Annotated in this window: 13 protein-coding genes; 6 read left to right on the forward strand and 7 right to left on the reverse strand. The window is 63.0% G+C overall.

What is annotated here, in order from left to right:
* Positions 1-9 precede the first annotated feature (9 nt).
* The 4 genes from tgt to E1H16_RS08735 all read right to left on the reverse strand — a co-directional run bounded on the left by tgt (position 10) and on the right by E1H16_RS08735 (position 3,786).
* Positions 10-1,221 carry a tRNA guanosine(34) transglycosylase Tgt gene (gene tgt, locus E1H16_RS08720; RefSeq protein WP_134323299.1) on the reverse strand — a complete coding sequence of 404 codons (1,212 nt, stop codon included), beginning with the start codon at positions 1,219-1,221 and terminating at the stop codon, positions 10-12.
* On the reverse strand, positions 1,218-1,907 hold the full coding sequence (locus tag E1H16_RS08725) for a queuosine precursor transporter (RefSeq protein ID WP_134323300.1): 690 nt from the start codon (positions 1,905-1,907) through the stop codon (positions 1,218-1,220). Before E1H16_RS08725 ends, tgt begins: the two co-directional genes overlap by 4 nt.
* Before the next feature lie 65 nt (positions 1,908-1,972).
* Positions 1,973-2,875, reverse strand: coding sequence for a tRNA glutamyl-Q(34) synthetase GluQRS (gene gluQRS, locus E1H16_RS08730; RefSeq protein WP_134323301.1), 903 nt, complete (start codon positions 2,873-2,875; stop codon positions 1,973-1,975).
* Positions 2,872-3,786, reverse strand: coding sequence for an EamA family transporter (locus tag E1H16_RS08735; protein ID WP_134323302.1), 915 nt, complete (start codon positions 3,784-3,786; stop codon positions 2,872-2,874). Before E1H16_RS08735 ends, gluQRS begins: the two co-directional genes overlap by 4 nt.
* A gap of 70 nt (positions 3,787-3,856) precedes the next feature.
* Here E1H16_RS08735 and E1H16_RS08740 point away from each other — a divergent pair, with 70 nt between their 5' ends.
* The 6 genes from E1H16_RS08740 to E1H16_RS08765 all read left to right on the forward strand — a co-directional run bounded on the left by E1H16_RS08740 (position 3,857) and on the right by E1H16_RS08765 (position 10,114).
* Positions 3,857-5,077: a serine hydrolase domain-containing protein gene (locus tag E1H16_RS08740; protein WP_134323303.1), complete on the forward strand. Its 1,221-nt coding sequence runs from the start codon at positions 3,857-3,859 to the stop codon at positions 5,075-5,077.
* Between the two features lie 194 nt (positions 5,078-5,271).
* The gene (locus tag E1H16_RS08745; protein WP_134323304.1) at positions 5,272-6,297 is read left to right on the forward strand and encodes an iron-siderophore ABC transporter substrate-binding protein; all 1,026 of its coding nucleotides are present in this window, start codon (positions 5,272-5,274) and stop codon (positions 6,295-6,297) included.
* A gap of 5 nt (positions 6,298-6,302) precedes the next feature.
* A complete protein-coding gene (locus E1H16_RS08750; RefSeq protein WP_208378940.1) occupies positions 6,303-7,286 on the forward strand; it encodes a FecCD family ABC transporter permease in 984 nt (327 codons plus the stop codon).
* Positions 7,283-8,338, forward strand: a complete 1,056-nt coding sequence (locus E1H16_RS08755; protein WP_134323306.1) for a FecCD family ABC transporter permease — start codon at positions 7,283-7,285, stop codon at positions 8,336-8,338. The genes E1H16_RS08750 and E1H16_RS08755 overlap by 4 nt, the downstream gene beginning before the upstream one ends.
* Entirely contained in the window at positions 8,335-9,174 is an 840-nt protein-coding gene (locus E1H16_RS08760; protein ID WP_134323307.1) for an ABC transporter ATP-binding protein, read from the forward strand. Before E1H16_RS08755 ends, E1H16_RS08760 begins: the two co-directional genes overlap by 4 nt.
* A gap of 94 nt (positions 9,175-9,268) precedes the next feature.
* Positions 9,269-10,114 carry a sulfite exporter TauE/SafE family protein gene (locus tag E1H16_RS08765; protein WP_134323308.1) on the forward strand — a complete coding sequence of 282 codons (846 nt, stop codon included), beginning with the start codon at positions 9,269-9,271 and terminating at the stop codon, positions 10,112-10,114.
* Between the two features lie 68 nt (positions 10,115-10,182).
* Here E1H16_RS08765 and E1H16_RS08770 read toward each other — a convergent pair whose 3' ends face one another.
* Genes E1H16_RS08770 through E1H16_RS08780 form a run of 3 tightly spaced genes read right to left on the reverse strand, consistent with a single transcriptional unit; the run spans position 10,183 to position 15,184 of the window.
* Positions 10,183-11,805 (reverse strand): AMP-binding protein, encoded by a 1,623-nt coding sequence (locus E1H16_RS08770; RefSeq protein ID WP_134323309.1) that lies wholly within the window; start codon positions 11,803-11,805, stop codon positions 10,183-10,185.
* A 42-nt stretch (positions 11,806-11,847) separates the two neighbouring features.
* Positions 11,848-13,620 carry an acetyl/propionyl/methylcrotonyl-CoA carboxylase subunit alpha gene (locus E1H16_RS08775; RefSeq protein WP_134323310.1) on the reverse strand — a complete coding sequence of 591 codons (1,773 nt, stop codon included), beginning with the start codon at positions 13,618-13,620 and terminating at the stop codon, positions 11,848-11,850.
* A gap of 7 nt (positions 13,621-13,627) precedes the next feature.
* Positions 13,628-15,184, reverse strand: a complete 1,557-nt coding sequence (locus tag E1H16_RS08780) for an acyl-CoA carboxylase subunit beta (RefSeq protein ID WP_208378941.1) — start codon at positions 15,182-15,184, stop codon at positions 13,628-13,630.
* Between the last annotated feature and the right edge of the window lie 162 nt (positions 15,185-15,346).

Genomic DNA, 15,346 nt, shown 5'->3' on the forward strand with positions numbered 1-15,346 from the left:
CCTCGGGCGCTACGCGCTGTAGTAGCGTCCGAGCGTCTCGGCCTTGAACGCGGCGTACGTGCGATCGGTGATGCTGGCGCGGATGTCATCGACCAGGCGGCAGATGAACCGCTCATTGTGAATGGTGCACAGGGTGAACGCCAACATCTCCTTCGCTTTGAATAGGTGGTGGATGTAGGCGCGGGTGTACCGCTGGCAGGTGTAGCAATCGCACCCGTCGTAGATCGGTTCGAAGGCGCTGCGGTGCCGAGCGGTATTGATGTTGAAGCGCCCGTCGGGGGAGTAGACAGCAGCGTTGCGCGCTACCCGCGACGGCGAGACGCAATCGAACGTGTCCGCGCCGTTTTCGATCGCCGCAAACAAGTCATCGGGTTCGCTGATGCCAAGTAGGTGCCGCGGCTTGTCCTCGGGGAGTTCCTCATTGACCCACCGGACGATCGTGCCGAGGTTTTCTTTCTCCAACGCTCCGCCGATACCGAAGCCGTCGAAGTCCATATCCGCCAGCGAACCGGCGGCCAGCCGACGCAGATCCTCGTACTGTGCGCCCTGGACCACGCCGAATAGCGCCTGATACGGCCGATTGGACCGTTCGGCGGTGAGACGTTCGTGTTCGGCTACGCAACGTCGTGCCCAATCCGTCGTACGGCGCAGCGAACGTTCCTGATACCCGCGGGTGTTCATCAAGGTGGTCAGTTCGTCGAACGCGAAGATGATGTCGGCGCCGATTTTGTGTTGGATCTGCATCGAGATTTCTGGGGTGAAACGGTGCATCGCGCCGTCGAGGTGCGACTTGAAGGTCACCCCGTCATCGTCGACATGCGCGAGTCGCTCCTTGCCCTCGGCAATCACGTCATCGTTGGCGATGCCCTTGGCATCCATCGCGAGGACCTTCTTGAACCCGACGCCCAGCGACATCACTTGAAACCCACCTGAGTCGGTGAAGGTGGGTCCGGGCCACCCCATGAACGCTCCCAGGCCGCCCGCCTCATCTATGATGTCGGGTCCGGGTTGCAGGTATAGGTGGTATGCATTAGCCAGCACCGTCTGCGCGCCGGTGGCCGCGACCTGCTCCGGGGTCACGGTCTTGACCGTCGCCTTCGTGCCGACGGCGACGAACGCGGGGGTGCTGATCGTGCCGTGCGGCGTACGGATCTCACCGGTGCGGCCCAGGCCGTTCTCGAGGCGATCCGCTACGGCGAATCCGAATGCGTCCCGGTTCATGCCGACGCGCTGCTGTACGACGGCTCGCGTGCCTTCATGAACGCGATGACGCGGTACGTGATCGGCAGCATGATCACTTCTACGGCGCATTTGAAGATGTAGCCGACGAGGAAGTAGTTCCAGAAGTCTGCCCAGATGAATGGGCCGATCGCGGTGGCGATCATGCAGAAGATGAGAGTGTCGGCGAACTCGCCGACGAGAGTGGAGCCGAGCAGCCGGCTCCACAGCGCATTCTCGCCGGAGCGCCTCTTCATCGACACCAGCACTCGGGCGTTCAGTAACTGGCCAGCGAGGTAACCGCAGAGGGATGCCAGCACGATGGCCGGCACGAACCCGAGCGCCATACTGAACGCCTCCGCGTTCTCGGCGGCCCAATCGGGTGCGGGTAACGAATCGACGGCGAAGAAGCACAACGAAGCCACAGCGCCGAGGAAGAACCCAATCCAGATCGCGCGTTTTGCGCGGCGGAATCCGTACACCTCGGCCAGCACGTCGCCGAGAACGTACGTCAACGGGAAGAGGATCGCCCCTCCGTCGAAGATCAGTGAGCCGATTTCTATCGGCTTGACCGCTGCAACATTCGAGATCAGCAGCAGTCCGCAGAACACTGCGACGACAGTGACATAGTGCGAGGCGGATGACGCACTGCGCGAGGCGTTTACCTCATTCGCGATCGGGGCACCCATGGTGCGTTCCTTTGTCTAGATCCGGATCGCGTTGCTGCCCCAACGCGTTTCTGCCATCGCAGATGTTAGCAATCGGCGGGTGACACGAAGATCCATGGCGCGGTCGGTAAGTCGGCGAGAGCAAAGTCCGCGACACTCTCGCGCAGTGTGCGTTGCCCGACGCTGCCGAGCGACTCGAGGATCTGCGCCACGACACGTTCGCGGCTGATTCCCTGCACGGCGCAGTCCGCCAGCGTCACAGCGCCATCGCGTTTGGACAATCGTTGGCCGTGGCGGTTGAGTACGAGTGGCACGTGTGCGTACTCGGGCGTCGTACCACTGAGCAGTTCGATGAGGTGGATCTGGGTGGCCGTCTGGTCGGCGAGATCGTCACCACGCACGATCTGGTCCACGCCTTGGTCCAGGTCGTCAACGACAACGGCGAGGTTGTACGCAAATTCGCCATCCCATCGCGCGAGTACAACATCATCTGGCGTTGATGCGCTCGGGCCGAGAACGAGGTCCTCCCAGGCATACTCACCGCGCGGGCTGCGCAACCGAATGGTGGGCGGGCGGCCGGAGTTTCGTCGGTCTGCGCGTTCACCCTCGCTTAGTTCGCGACACGTCCCGGGGTAGCGCGCGGCGTCGGCGTGCGGCGCCGACTGTGCCTCGCGAATGTCTTTGCGCGAGCAATAGCACTCGAACGTGTGCCCGCCGCGCACCAAAACGTCCAGTGCCTCGCGATACAGGCTCGTTCGCTGCGATTGGCGCACTACCTCGCCGTCCCAGTCGATACCGATGGCGTGCAGGTCGGCCAACTGCCGGTCGGCATACGACGCACGGCTGCGCTGCGCATCGAGGTCTTCGATGCGCAGCAGGAATCTGCGTCTCGAGGAGCGTGCGGTGAGCCAGGCCAACGCGGCGGTGCGCAGGTTCCCGATATGCAGATCGCCAGAAGGGCTCGGGGCGAATCTCCCGGCGCCGATCATCCGCCGCGCTCCGCGACGGCGCGATTCTCGCTCTGCGGGTTGGTGACGCGCAGTGGCCGAGCGGTTCCGCCCACCGAGATCAGGATGCCGAACAGCACAACAGCGGCTCCGACCCATTCGATTGGTTGCGGATTCTGGCCGAGGAATATCACGCCGGCGATCATGCCGAATGGTGGAGTCCACAGCGACCACGGGGACACGGTCGACGCTGGGTACTTCTTCAGGAGGTTCATCCAGATCGCAAAGCCGAGCAGCGAGGCGACCGGCGAGGCGAAGATGAATAGCAAGACCATCTGTACATCGATGGTGGCGAGTGCATCGCCCATGACACGCGGACCGTCCACGAAGAACGAGACGATCAGCATTGGCAGAATCGGCACCAACGCCGACCAGACCGAGATCGACAATCCGGACTGTTCGCCTGACTTGCGCACGATGATGTTCGAGCAGGCCCAACCCAATGCAGCCACCAACATCATGAAGAACGGAATGAGTTGGGCCGCTCCGTCTCGGCCAATGCCGATGACGGCGAGCCCGACGAGGCCAACGAGTACGCCGATCACTTGGATCCGCGATGGTCGCTCCTTCAGTAGCACCACGCCGAGAATGAGCGTGAAGATCGTGACGAATTGGATGAGCAGGGCGGCGAGCCCGGCCGGCATGCCCAGGTCGATGGCCCAGAACATGAGGCCGAACTGGATGCATCCGATGCATATCCCCATACCGACCGCTGGTTTCCAGCCGGACGAAGGTCGGGGCACGAAGAACACTGCGGGGAAAGCCACCAAGAAGAAGCGCAGTGCGGTGAACAGGAACGGTGGCAGATCGCGCAGGATCACCGCGGACACGACAAAGTTGATTCCCCAAATCGCGGCGACCCCGGCCGCTAGGAAGCAATCACGTCGAGTCATTTGCCTCACATTACGTCGCCTGACAGTATCGACAAAGCTCCTTCGCACTTCTCACCAATCTGGAGGAAGAATGCCCACCAGCGACGCCCTCGATCTCGGTTTCGACCCTTCGCGCCTGCAGCGCATCGACGACTACCTGAAGCAGTACGTCGACGACGGTCGGCTCCCTGGATGGCAGATCCAGATCGCCCGCCACGGCGAAGTCGCGCACTTTTCGTCGTACGGCCAGCGAGATATCGAGGCCGGGCTGCCGGTCGAGGATGACACGATTTTCCGGATCTACTCGATGACGAAGCCGATCACCACGGTCGCCGCGATGATGCTGTTCGAAGAGGGCGCCTTCGAGTTGACGACGCCGGTCAGCGAGCTGATTCCGTCCTTCAAGGACCTCACCGTCTATGAGAAAGGGATGGCGGCGAGGCCGGTGACTCGCCCCGCGGCGAATCCGATGGAGATCCGTCATCTGATGAACCACACCTCGGGGCTGACCTACGGATTCCACCACATCCACGTACAGGACGAGATCTACCGAAACGCGGGGCATGAATGGGGCCCACCGCCGGGCACGGACCTTGCTGCCGCGTGCGATACGTGGGCGTCGCTGCCGCTGCGTTTCGATCCGGGCACGCAGTGGAACTACGGCGTGTCCACCGACGTACTCGGGCGCGTTGTGGAGGTTGCGTCGGGGATGTCGTTGGACAAGTTCATGGCGGAACGGATCTTCGCGCCGCTGGGCATGAAGGATGCGTCGTTCCAGGTTGGCGCCGACAAGCAGGATCGGCTCGCGGCGCTCTATGCGCCGACCCCGGAAGGTAAGACAATGCGTCTGGATGCCTTTGGTGATGGGATTAAGAACCCGCCGACCATGCTGTCTGGCGGAGGTGGGATGGCCGCGACGACGGCGGACTACTCACGGTTCACCGAGATGATTCGCCGCGGCGGCGAACTGGATGGGGCGCGACTGCTCGGCAATCGCACGGTCGATTACATGTCGCAGAACTCATTGCCGGATGACAAGGACCTGACCGAGGTCGGTATCCCGCTATTCGCCGAGACGAAGTTCGACGGCGTCGGTTTCGGGCTCGGATTCAGCGTGGTGATGGACCCCATAAAGTACGGGACGCTGACCTCGGTCGGCGAGATCGGCTGGGGCGGTGCAGCAAGTACTGCGTTCTGGGTTGATCCGCTGGAGGACCTGACGTTGATCTTCATGACCCAATTGCTGCCCTCGAGCACGTACCCGATTCGCACCGAACTCAAGGGGCTGGTTTACCAGAGCCTGGTCGACTAGTTCGAGGAGCCCCTGAACGGGTTGGGTACCGGTCCGCCGTCGATGATGGCCGCATGATCCATGCCCAACCCGCCGCCGGATCAGACGTGACCACCGAGAGGTAACTCACGGGTGTCTGGGGTCCATTTTCGAGTTAACTGTGGCTACCCTAACTCGGCAGCGCTGCGATGGCGCGCAGGACAGTTGGGGGATACATGAGACGAGTCTGGCACCGTGCAGTCGCGACGGCCGCGGCAAGTCTGCTGGCGGTCACGATGTTGGCCGCCTGCGGCTCGGGTGACGAGGGCAGCGCCGATGGCGGCGACGGCGCGGGCGTGTTTCCGGTGACCATCGAAAGTTCGCTGGGCGAGGCCACCATTGAGTCGAAGCCCAAACGGATCGTCACCTTAGGCCAGGGGTCCACCGAGACCGCGATCGCGCTGGGGATTACCCCGGTCGGGATCGAAGAGTACGCGTGGGGCTCGGACGACACGGGTTACCTGCCGTGGGTGTATGAGGCCGTGCAGGAGTCTGGCGACGAACTGCCGGAGCAGTTCACCGGTGGCGAGGATCTAGACATCGACGCGATCGTCGAGCTCGATCCGGACGTCATTTTGGCCCCGTGGTCCGGAATCAGCCAGGAGCAGTTTGACACCCTCAGCCAATTGGCACCTGTTGTGGCGTATCCCGACCTCGCGTGGAGCACGGACTGGGACGAGCAGATCCAGATCATCGGCGAGGCGGTAGGGCAGCCCGAGGACGCCGAGAAGTTGATCGACGAGATCGACGCACAGTTCGCGGAGGTGGCGCAAGCGCATCCCGAGTACGCCGACACCACGTTCTCGTTCATCTATTCCACACCCGAGACGCTCGGCGTCTTCATGCCCAATGAGCAGCGGGTAGCGATGCTGAGCAATATGGGCCTGCAGGTCGATCCCGTCGTCGAGACGCTCGAAGAGGCCGAGGGCACCGACTCGGCAATCATCGGGTACGAAAACGCCGACCAACTCGATAACAGTGACGTGATCTTCACCTTCTATTCGGACGCGGCTGCCAAGGAGGACGCACTGTCGAACCCGTTGTATGCGTCGATTCCGGCGATTGAGTCGGACGCGGTTGTGGCGCCGACGGAGAACCCATTCGTCACCGGGTCGTCGATCGTGAACCCGCTGACGGTTCCGTGGGTACTCGATAAATACACGGAGATGATCGACGCAGCGATCGCGAAGATCCCGGCCTAGTGTCCGTGGCGCGTACGGCCGCCGTGCTCATTGGAGCACTGGCGGCCCTCGCCGTCACAGTTATCGCGAGCCTCGTGCTTGGCACCAAAGTCACGTCGCTGGGGGAGCTGACCGATGCGCTGGGCGCCGGCGCGGACAACTATCTGCGGTTAGTGCTGGACAGCCGAATCAACCGCACCCTCGTGGGCATCCTGGCCGGTGCGGCGCTGGCCATAGCCGGCCTACTCATGCAAGGCGTAACGCGCAATCCGTTGGCCGATCCAGGGTTGCTCGGTATCAACGCGGGCGCGGCAGCAGCATTGGTAACGGCGTCCGCGTTCTTCGGTGTCACCGGCACGACGGCGGCGGTGTGGATCGCGATCCCGGGAGCGCTACTGGCCGGGCTGGTGGTGTATGCGCTTGGCGCGGCGGGCAATACGGGCGCCGGGATAGTGCGGTTACTGCTTGGTGGCGCCGTGGTGTCCGCCGTACTGCACGCGTATACCCAAGCCGTCACGCTGTCGAACCCGGACGCTTTCGACAGTTATCGGTTCTGGGTGGTCGGTTCGTTATCGGGCTCGCAGATGTCCACGGTGCTGGCGATCCTGCCGTTCATCGTGATCGGTCTGGTCATCGCGCTGCTGCTGTCATCACAGTTGAACGCTCTCGCACTTGGCTCGGAGGCAGCGGTCGGGCTAGGCGTGAACACCACCTTCGTTCGTGCCGCGGCGCTGCTGACCGGGACTGTCCTGGCCGCGGCAGCGACCGCGGCCGTGGGACCGATCGCGTTCATCGGGCTCGCCGTCCCGCACCTTGTGCGCTACCTCGCCGGTCTGGACTTCCGGGCTCAGGTGCCAGTCGCGATACTGGTCGGCCCGACGATCTTATTGTTGGCCGATGTGCTAGCCCGGACGATCGTCCGGCCGCAAGAACTCATGGTCGGCGTGGTGACCGCCTTCGTCGGGGCACCATTCCTGCTGCTCGCGGTGCGAAAGTTGCACGCCGCATGAAGAAGTCAACTCCCGCCCGTAGCGGCGAGGTTGTGATCCGCGCTGGACGCCGGGTGGCGATGCCGGTGCGCACCAGAAGCCTCGTTGTCGGCGGCGTATTCGTCGTCATGTTGCTCGTCGTCGCGGTCTTGACGTTGAGCTTGGGGCGCCTGGGAATTCCGTTACCGGAACTGCCCAGTGCGGTGCTTACCGGTGCCGACGGAAAAGCGGGATTTGTACTGGAGGTGCTACGAGGACCCCGGCTCGTGGTCGCTGCCGGCACCGGAGCCGCGCTCGGTATCTCAGGTGCGTTGTTCCAATCAGTGACGCGCAATCCGCTCGGGAGCCCCGACGTCATCGGGATTGCGGCCGGGGCAGGAGCGGGTGCCGCGCTCTTTGGGCTACTGATGCCGGGCGCATTACCGGTGTGGACCGGCGCGCTGATCGGCGCGACCGCGGCGATCGTGCTGGTCGCGGCGGCAACCGGATCCGGATTCGCCAATCCAGGCAGGATGATCCTCGCAGGGATTGGCGTCTCGGCGATGGCCGTTGCCTTCACACAGTACGTCACCTTCGTTGTGGCACGGGACCGAGCCTCGGTGCTGCAGTCATACATCAATGGCAGTCTGAACGCGCGCTCGTGGACTCATGCGCTGACGATCTGGATCGTGCTGGCCGTGTGCGTCGTACCCCTGATCGTGATCAGCCAGCGTCTGGCCGCAACCGAGATGGGTGACGAGGTCGCTCAATCACTCGGCGTGCATCCGCGAAGCACGCGGCGGTGGGCTGTGGCGATCAGTGTGTTGTTGGCAGCCGCCGCCGTGACGGTGGCGGGGCCGATCGCGTTTGTAGCGCTGACCGCACCGCATATTGCTCGTCGCCTAGCGCACAGCGCAGTACCTCAGCTCACCCTGTCCGCGCTAGCCGGTGCGTTGTTGCTGTGTACCGCGGACGTGGTCGCTGAGCAGGTGAGTTGGTTCGAGGGGCTGCCGGTCGGCATCCTCACGCTCGGGATCGGCGGAGCTTACCTTGGCTTCCTGCTGGTTCGCGAATGGAAGAAAGGCACGGCATGAGTGCGCTGAGCGCCGAATCCTTGCGCGTGGACTACGGCGATAAGCCCGTGATCGAAGACCTCTCTCTGCAGATCGCGTCACAATCATTCACCGCGATCATCGGCCCCAACGGATGTGGCAAGTCAACTCTGCTGAAGACCTTCGCGCGGGTGATCCGCCCCAGCGCGGGGCAGGTATTGCTGGAAGGGGAGCGCGTCAACTCGATGCGCAGCCGCGCTGTTGCCCGGCGCATGTCGTTGTTGCCGCAAAGCCCCATCGCACCGGACGGAATCACCGTGCGAGACCTGGTTGCTCGTGGCCGTCATCCACACCACACCCTGCTGCGGCAGTGGAGCCACGAGGATGAGCGGGCAATCGATGACGCGTTGGACCGCACCGGGTTGACCGAACTGGCATCACGGCGAGTAGCGGCGTTATCAGGAGGGCAGCGTCAACGCGCCTGGGTGGCCATGGTGCTGGCCCAAGACACGCAGATCATCCTGTTGGATGAGCCCACGACCTTCCTGGACATCGCCCATCAGTACGAATTGCTTGAGTTGTGCATGCAGCTCAATCGAGAAGGACGCACGATCGTCGTCGTCTTGCACGATCTCAACCAGGCGGCCAGGTTCGCCTCCGAACTCGTCGTATTGCGCGAGGGCCGGATCTGGCAGACCGGATCACCAGCCGAGGTGATGCGCGAACGAATGCTCCGTGAGGTGTTCGGGCTGTCGGCTGAGGTCGTTCCCGACCCATTGACCGGAACACCGATGGTGGTGCCGCGTCCTGCAGGCTCAACACCGCAGCGGACCGCAGCACGCGATCACGCGCCCGGCCAATGTGAGCAGGCTCAGTAGACCCAGCCATCGCTCGCGATTCAGGCGTTTGCCGGCACACGGCGCAGCGCCCTGCGCATCCCGATTCAGTTCAGATGGTTAGTGACGCTAACTTATGGGGACGGCGTATGAATCGGTAGCAACGCATCGATCTGGCCAGGACGGCGCCGCGTGGCGCAGCGGAGAGGGGGACCTGCAGGTGACGGTGCTATCGGTGCTCGCGCTGATCGTTGCAGGTTTCGGCGCGGGACTCATCGGCTCGACCGCGGGCCTCGCGTCGCTGGTCAGCTACCCTGCACTGCTTGCCTTCGGTCTACCGCCGGTGCTCGCTAACGTGACGAATACTACCGGGATTACGTTCTTTACCATCGGCTCGGTGGTGTCCACCCGGCCGGAATTGGGCGGCACGTGGCGGCGGCTGTGGCCACGCATTGCCCTGTTCCTCGTGTTTGGTGCCCTAGGTGCGTGGCTGCTGGTACACAGCCCGCCGGGCAGTTTCGAAGCAGTCGTTCCCTGGCTCATCGCTTTTGCATCAGTGCTGCTGATCTTCCGCGAGCAGGTGCAGAACGCATCGATGCGGGCCGGAAAGCAACTGCGCTCGGCCGGCGTTGGATTCTGGATCGTGCTGGCGTTGATCGCGACGTACGGCGGTTACTTCGGTGCCGCGGCGGGCGTGATTCTGCTGGCGTGGCTCATGCTCACCACCGATGATGATCTCGCGTACTGCGCGGCTGAGAAGAACGTGCTGCTGGGTGCCTCGAACCTGGCGGCAGCGATCGGGTTCATCTTCATCAGCGATATCCACTGGGGCGCGGCCGCGTGTATCGCGGTAGGTGGGATCGTCGGTGCATACGTTGGACCGAAGGTGTTGCGCAAGATCCCCGAAAGGCCGATGCGTTTGGTCATCGGTCTGCTTGGGCTTGGTCTGGCGGTCAAACTTTTCATGGACTCGCTGGGCTGAACCCTCTGGAGGACCACAGCAGTCGCGATCCTGCTCGCTCTGCGTAGGCGCCTAGCCGTTGGGTCGGGCTAACGGGGTTCCGCGCCGCGGGAGCCGGGCTTGCGCTGATCCCATGTGGAGGGAGCGGTCGATCGACGGTCCCAGGTTGAGGGGCTGACCCCGACCTTTCGCAGTTCGACCTTGCGAATCTTTTGTGTCGGCGTTTTCGGCAACTCGTCGACGATCTCGATATACCTCGGGATCATGAAGCGCGGCATCCGAGCGGCGAGGTACTCATCCAAGGTCTCCGGGGCCAGTTCTCGATCCGGCTGCAGGACGAGGACAATCTTGACCTCATCCTCTCCGACATCGGCTGGAACCGCGATCGCCGCACATTCGAGTACATCGGGATGAGTGAGTACGAGTGCCTCTACCTCGGCCGAAGATATGTTCTCTCCGCGCCGACGGATTGCATCCTTGATCCGGTCGACGAAGTAGAAGTTGCCCTCGGCGTCGCGGGTGAACCCATCGCCGGTATGGAGCCACTGATTGCGCCACGCGTCGACCGTAGCCTCGGGTTTGCCCCAGTATCCGTTCATGAGGGTCCAAGGCTCATCACTGCGCAGGACCAGCTCACCGAGTTCACCCGGCGCGACCTCGCGATCGTCCGGGTCGACCACGCGAGCGTCGAATCCAGGGCGTATCCGCCCGCAACTCGTCGTGTTCGCCAGGTTGTACCCGTCGCTGAGAATGCAGCACGCGGTCTCGGTCATGTTGAAGGTGGTACGAGCGCGTACCCCGAACCGCTCACTGAACCCGTCCAGGTCGTCAATCAGCGGAAGGAACATTGCATCTCGCAGTGGAGTCGTGCGGTCACCCGGAGCGGCGGGCTGTTGGTACAGGAAGTTCGCCATCGCGCCCAGCAGAATCGTCGTGGTAGCGCCGTACTCGGCGACATCGCTCCAGAATTCGGTTGTGTTGAAGCGTTGCCGCATGATGACGCGGGCACCGACCAACGCGCACGCGAACAAGGGGCCTTTACCGCTCATGTGGAAGATCGGGAAAGGTGAGTAGAACGCATCCGCGGAGTCGAATAGTTCTGACGGCATGATGCCGGTGGCGGTGAGTTCGGCCTGCCGCCAGGTGACCAGCACGCCTTTGGAAGGTCCGGTCGTCCCGGAGGTGTAGATAATGGCGGCTGTATCGCGCCCCTGCGGATCCTCGAAACTGTCCACATCGCCCTCGGCGCGTGCGAGGAAGTCAGCAGAACTGACAAGTTCGACGGACGTAGCCGTGTCAATGGGACTGGACCCGACGACAACGATCGTGCGTAGCTGATCGGAGCTTGCCTGTAGAACGGCGGGAAGGTAGTTCTCATGCACGACCATGATGGAGGCCGATGAGTCCTCGATGATGTACGTGAGCATGCTTCCGATGTATTCAACGTTTACCGGGACTTCGAGCGCGCGCAATTGCGCGATTCCTAGCCACGCGGCCACGGCATCCACCTGCGGCGGCATCATCGTCAGCACCGTATCTCCGGCGCGAATACCTGCTCGACGCAATGCGCGCGCCCACCGTTGGATGTCCTGGTGCGCATCGCGATACGTCCAGATCGATCCGTTCTCGGCACTAATCACGTAGGGCGCGTCGGGTGTCTGGGCAGCTCGTTGGGCGATGACGGTGGGCAGTGCCTGTGCTGATGCGTTCATGGTTTCCTTTCATAGTCGGCATCGCAGGCGCCATATGCTCGACTAGGCATCCGCGTTCCCGGGTGAAGTAATACGAGCGACGGTCTGTCCGGCCGTGATCGAGTCCCCAACATCGACCAGGACTTCGGTGACGCGACCTGTCCTCGGCGCGCGAATGTGGTTCTGCATCTTCATAGCTTCGATCGTCGCCACCACCTCACCGGCTGCGACCTCGTGGCCGGGCTCCACGAGTCGTTCTACGACGGTCCCTTGCATGGGGCTAATCACCTCGCCGGATCCGCGTGCTGTTGGCACACGCTCGCGGTTGGTCAAGCGACTCTCTGCTGGGGAGCCGGCGATTGCGCTCACCTGCGCGCGCGGTTTCGCGGTGGTGCCGAATGCCGGCACGCGAAAGTAACGACCATTGATCCAGACCCCGGGACCCTCAGCGGGTTGAGTAGCTGGACCGACCGTTTCGCCGGCGGCAGGAATCGTATCGAGAGCCTGCGTAATCCAGTTCTCGAACCACGTGGTGTTCACCGGACCGTCGCGGAATTCGGGATCATCGCAGATCGCGGCGGCAATCGATAGCGTGCTCGTGCTGGAGATGTCCGTCGCGCGGATCGCTTCCCGTAGCCGCGCGATTGCTGACGCCCGGTCGGGGGCATGCACGATGAGTTTGGCAATCAGACTGTCGTATCGAGCGGAGACGTCATCCTGAGCGTCGTACCCGGCGTCGACACGCACCCCTGGGGACCGGGGGAAGCGGATCGTCCCGAGAGGTCCGGGCCGAGGCACAAACTCCCGGTGCGCGTCTTCAGCGGTAATCCGGAACTCGATTGCATGACCCGTGGGGGAGCGCGGCAGATCCTCAGACAACTCATCGCCTTGGGCGATCGCGAGTTGGAGCCGCACGAGATCCAGTCCGTACACCTGTTCAGTGACCGGGTGTTCGACCTGCAACCTAGTGTTCATTTCGAGGAAGAAGAAGCCGTCAGTCGACACCAGAAACTCGACTGTGCCGGCGTTCTGGTAGTCGACCTCTAGGGCGATCTGTTGCGCAGCTGCGCTGAGCGCCTCCACTAAGTCAGGGGTTAGCCCTGCGGCCGGAGCCTCCTCGAGGAGCTTCTGGTGCCGACGCTGAATGGAGCAATCACGGGTGCCAAGGGTGATGACCTGACCGGATCGGTCGCCGAGCACCTGGACCTCAATGTGCCGAGCATTCACCAGATACTTTTCGCAGAACACCTCCGATCGCCCGAACGCCGCGAGCGCTTCTGCACGGGCGATCTCCACGGCTCGTGCAGCTTCATCGGGACCATGCACCACCCGCATCCCTCGGCCGCCGCCGCCGTTCGCGGCCTTCACCAGCACCGGCCAACCAACCTCGTTGCCGAACGCCGCAACCTGATCCGGGCTCAAGTCGCCGGTGAGCGCGGGGACCACCGGAACCTGCGTCCGCTGAGCAACAGCCCGGGCACGCACCTTGTCGCCAAGCAGTTCGATTGCTGCAGCGCTTGGACCCACGAATTCGATGCCAGCTGCGCGGACGGCTGCTGCGAAGGAGGCGTTCTCGGAAAGAAATCCGTAACCAGGGTGGATAGCGTCGGCGCGCGCGGCCACGGCGCGCTGCACAATCTGCTCGATGTCCAGGTATGGCTCGATTCCGTCGTCGGCCGTGAGCTGCACCGCCTCATCGCATTCTCGGACATGTAGCGCGCCGCGGTCAGCGGGGGAGTGCACGGCGATCGAGGTGACACCCATCTCGGCACAGGTGCGAGCGATCCGCACCGCGATCTCGCCGCGATTCGCGATCATCAGTCTTTCGAAACGCATGAGTCTCCTAGATCGGCGAGATGCCATGGTGTTTGGGCACCGGTACACGCTTGTGGCGAGCCGGTGCGCGATCGAGTGCGCCGATGAGAATGTCTCGCGTCGCGTCCGGGTCGATGACGTCATCGACGCCGAAGCCTTGGGCCGCGAGGAACGGGTCTACCTGCCGGCGGAACTTATCGATCAGATTGCGGCGCTCTTGTGCGGGGTCGTCGGCCTGAAGTACCGCCTTGCGGAACGCAACATCGACTGCGCCCTCGATCGACATTGCACAGATCTCCGCGGTCGGCCAGGCGAGCGCGACGTCGGCCTGATAACTTCGTCCGCCGGCCATGGCGATGTAGCCGGCGCCGTAGCCCTTGCGCAGCACGACACTGAATCGTGGGACCGTCGCCTGACCAAGCTCGAACATCAGCCGGCCGCTACGTCTGGCCAACTGCGTTGTGGCTGATCGCGTGCCGACAAGGAATCCAGGAATGTCGATCAGGAACAGCAGCGGCAACCCGAATGCGTCCGCAACGCTGACGGCATGGGCGGCCTTCTCGCACGCTGGGCTGTCCAACGATCCACCCATGTGCAGCGGCTGGTTCGCGACGACCATGATCGGTCGCCCGTCGAGTCGCGCGAGCGCGGTGACGAGATTAGGGGCGTACGTCGGTTTCAATTCGAACGCTGTTGCCTCGTCCACGATTGCCTCGATCACCTCCGTGACGTCGTACCCGGTCATGGGGTTGGTGGGCACGATCGTGCGAAGTCGACCAGTGACTCCTGGCTCGTACGACGCGTCCCGCGGCGGCGCCAGGTCGGCTGATGAAGGTAGATAGCTCAGGTACAAGCGGACCGAATCCATCGCCTCCTGTTCGGAGTCCACTGCGAGGTCGGTGACGCCTAGAGTCGCTTGCAGGTCCGCGCCGCCAAGTTCTTCATTGGTGGTCTGCTCGCCGGTAGCTGCCTCGACCAGTGCGGGACCGGCGATGCCCATGGTGGAAATTCCCCGTACCATCACCACATAGTCCGCGAATGCGGCGAAGTTCGACGGGCCCGCAAAACCGGGACCGAGCATTGCCGCGACGATGGGCACATAGCCCGACAGCTCGACGAACTCCTTGAATGTCTCGAATCCCCAGGCGAAGTGGTGACTGTCCAATCCTTCCTGGATCCGGTGACCGCCGCCATCGAGCAGCATCACCAGTGGTATCCCATCTTGAAGTGCCCGTTCACAGCAGCGGGTGACTTTTAATCCGCCGGCGACTCCATTGCTGCCGCCGAACACGGTGAAGTCGAACGACATAATTGCCGCTGGTCGCCCATCAATACGACCGATCCCGGTCACTACTCCATCGGCGGGCGCGAGGAGGTCCTGCTGGTCGGGGGTCCCACGGGCTGCATCTACCAGTCCGCCGAATTCCCAGAAGGAATCTTTGTCCACCAACATCGAGATTCGTTCACGCGCCGAGTACTTACCTCGATCGTGCTGCCGCTGAATCTGCTCCGCACGCGCCTCATCGGAAGCCAGGTATGTCCGTCGTTCGAGTTCCGCGAGCAATTCGGAGTGGGTAGGGCCCACGTAGACGCCCCTTTCAGAGTTGGTCAGAGCACACGAGGTGATGACTAAAATGTCATGGTGTGGGATCGCCAGTGTTCTTGATGTTGACGATACTGTCAATCAGGCGCGGCGAGCTGAGCCCTCCTTAAGCCTTCGAGGCCCGACGTGTAGAGCGATTGGGAT

It is taken from the genome of Cumulibacter soli, assembly GCF_004382795.1.
Taxonomy (GTDB): Bacteria; Actinomycetota; Actinomycetes; order Mycobacteriales; family Antricoccaceae; genus Cumulibacter; species Cumulibacter soli.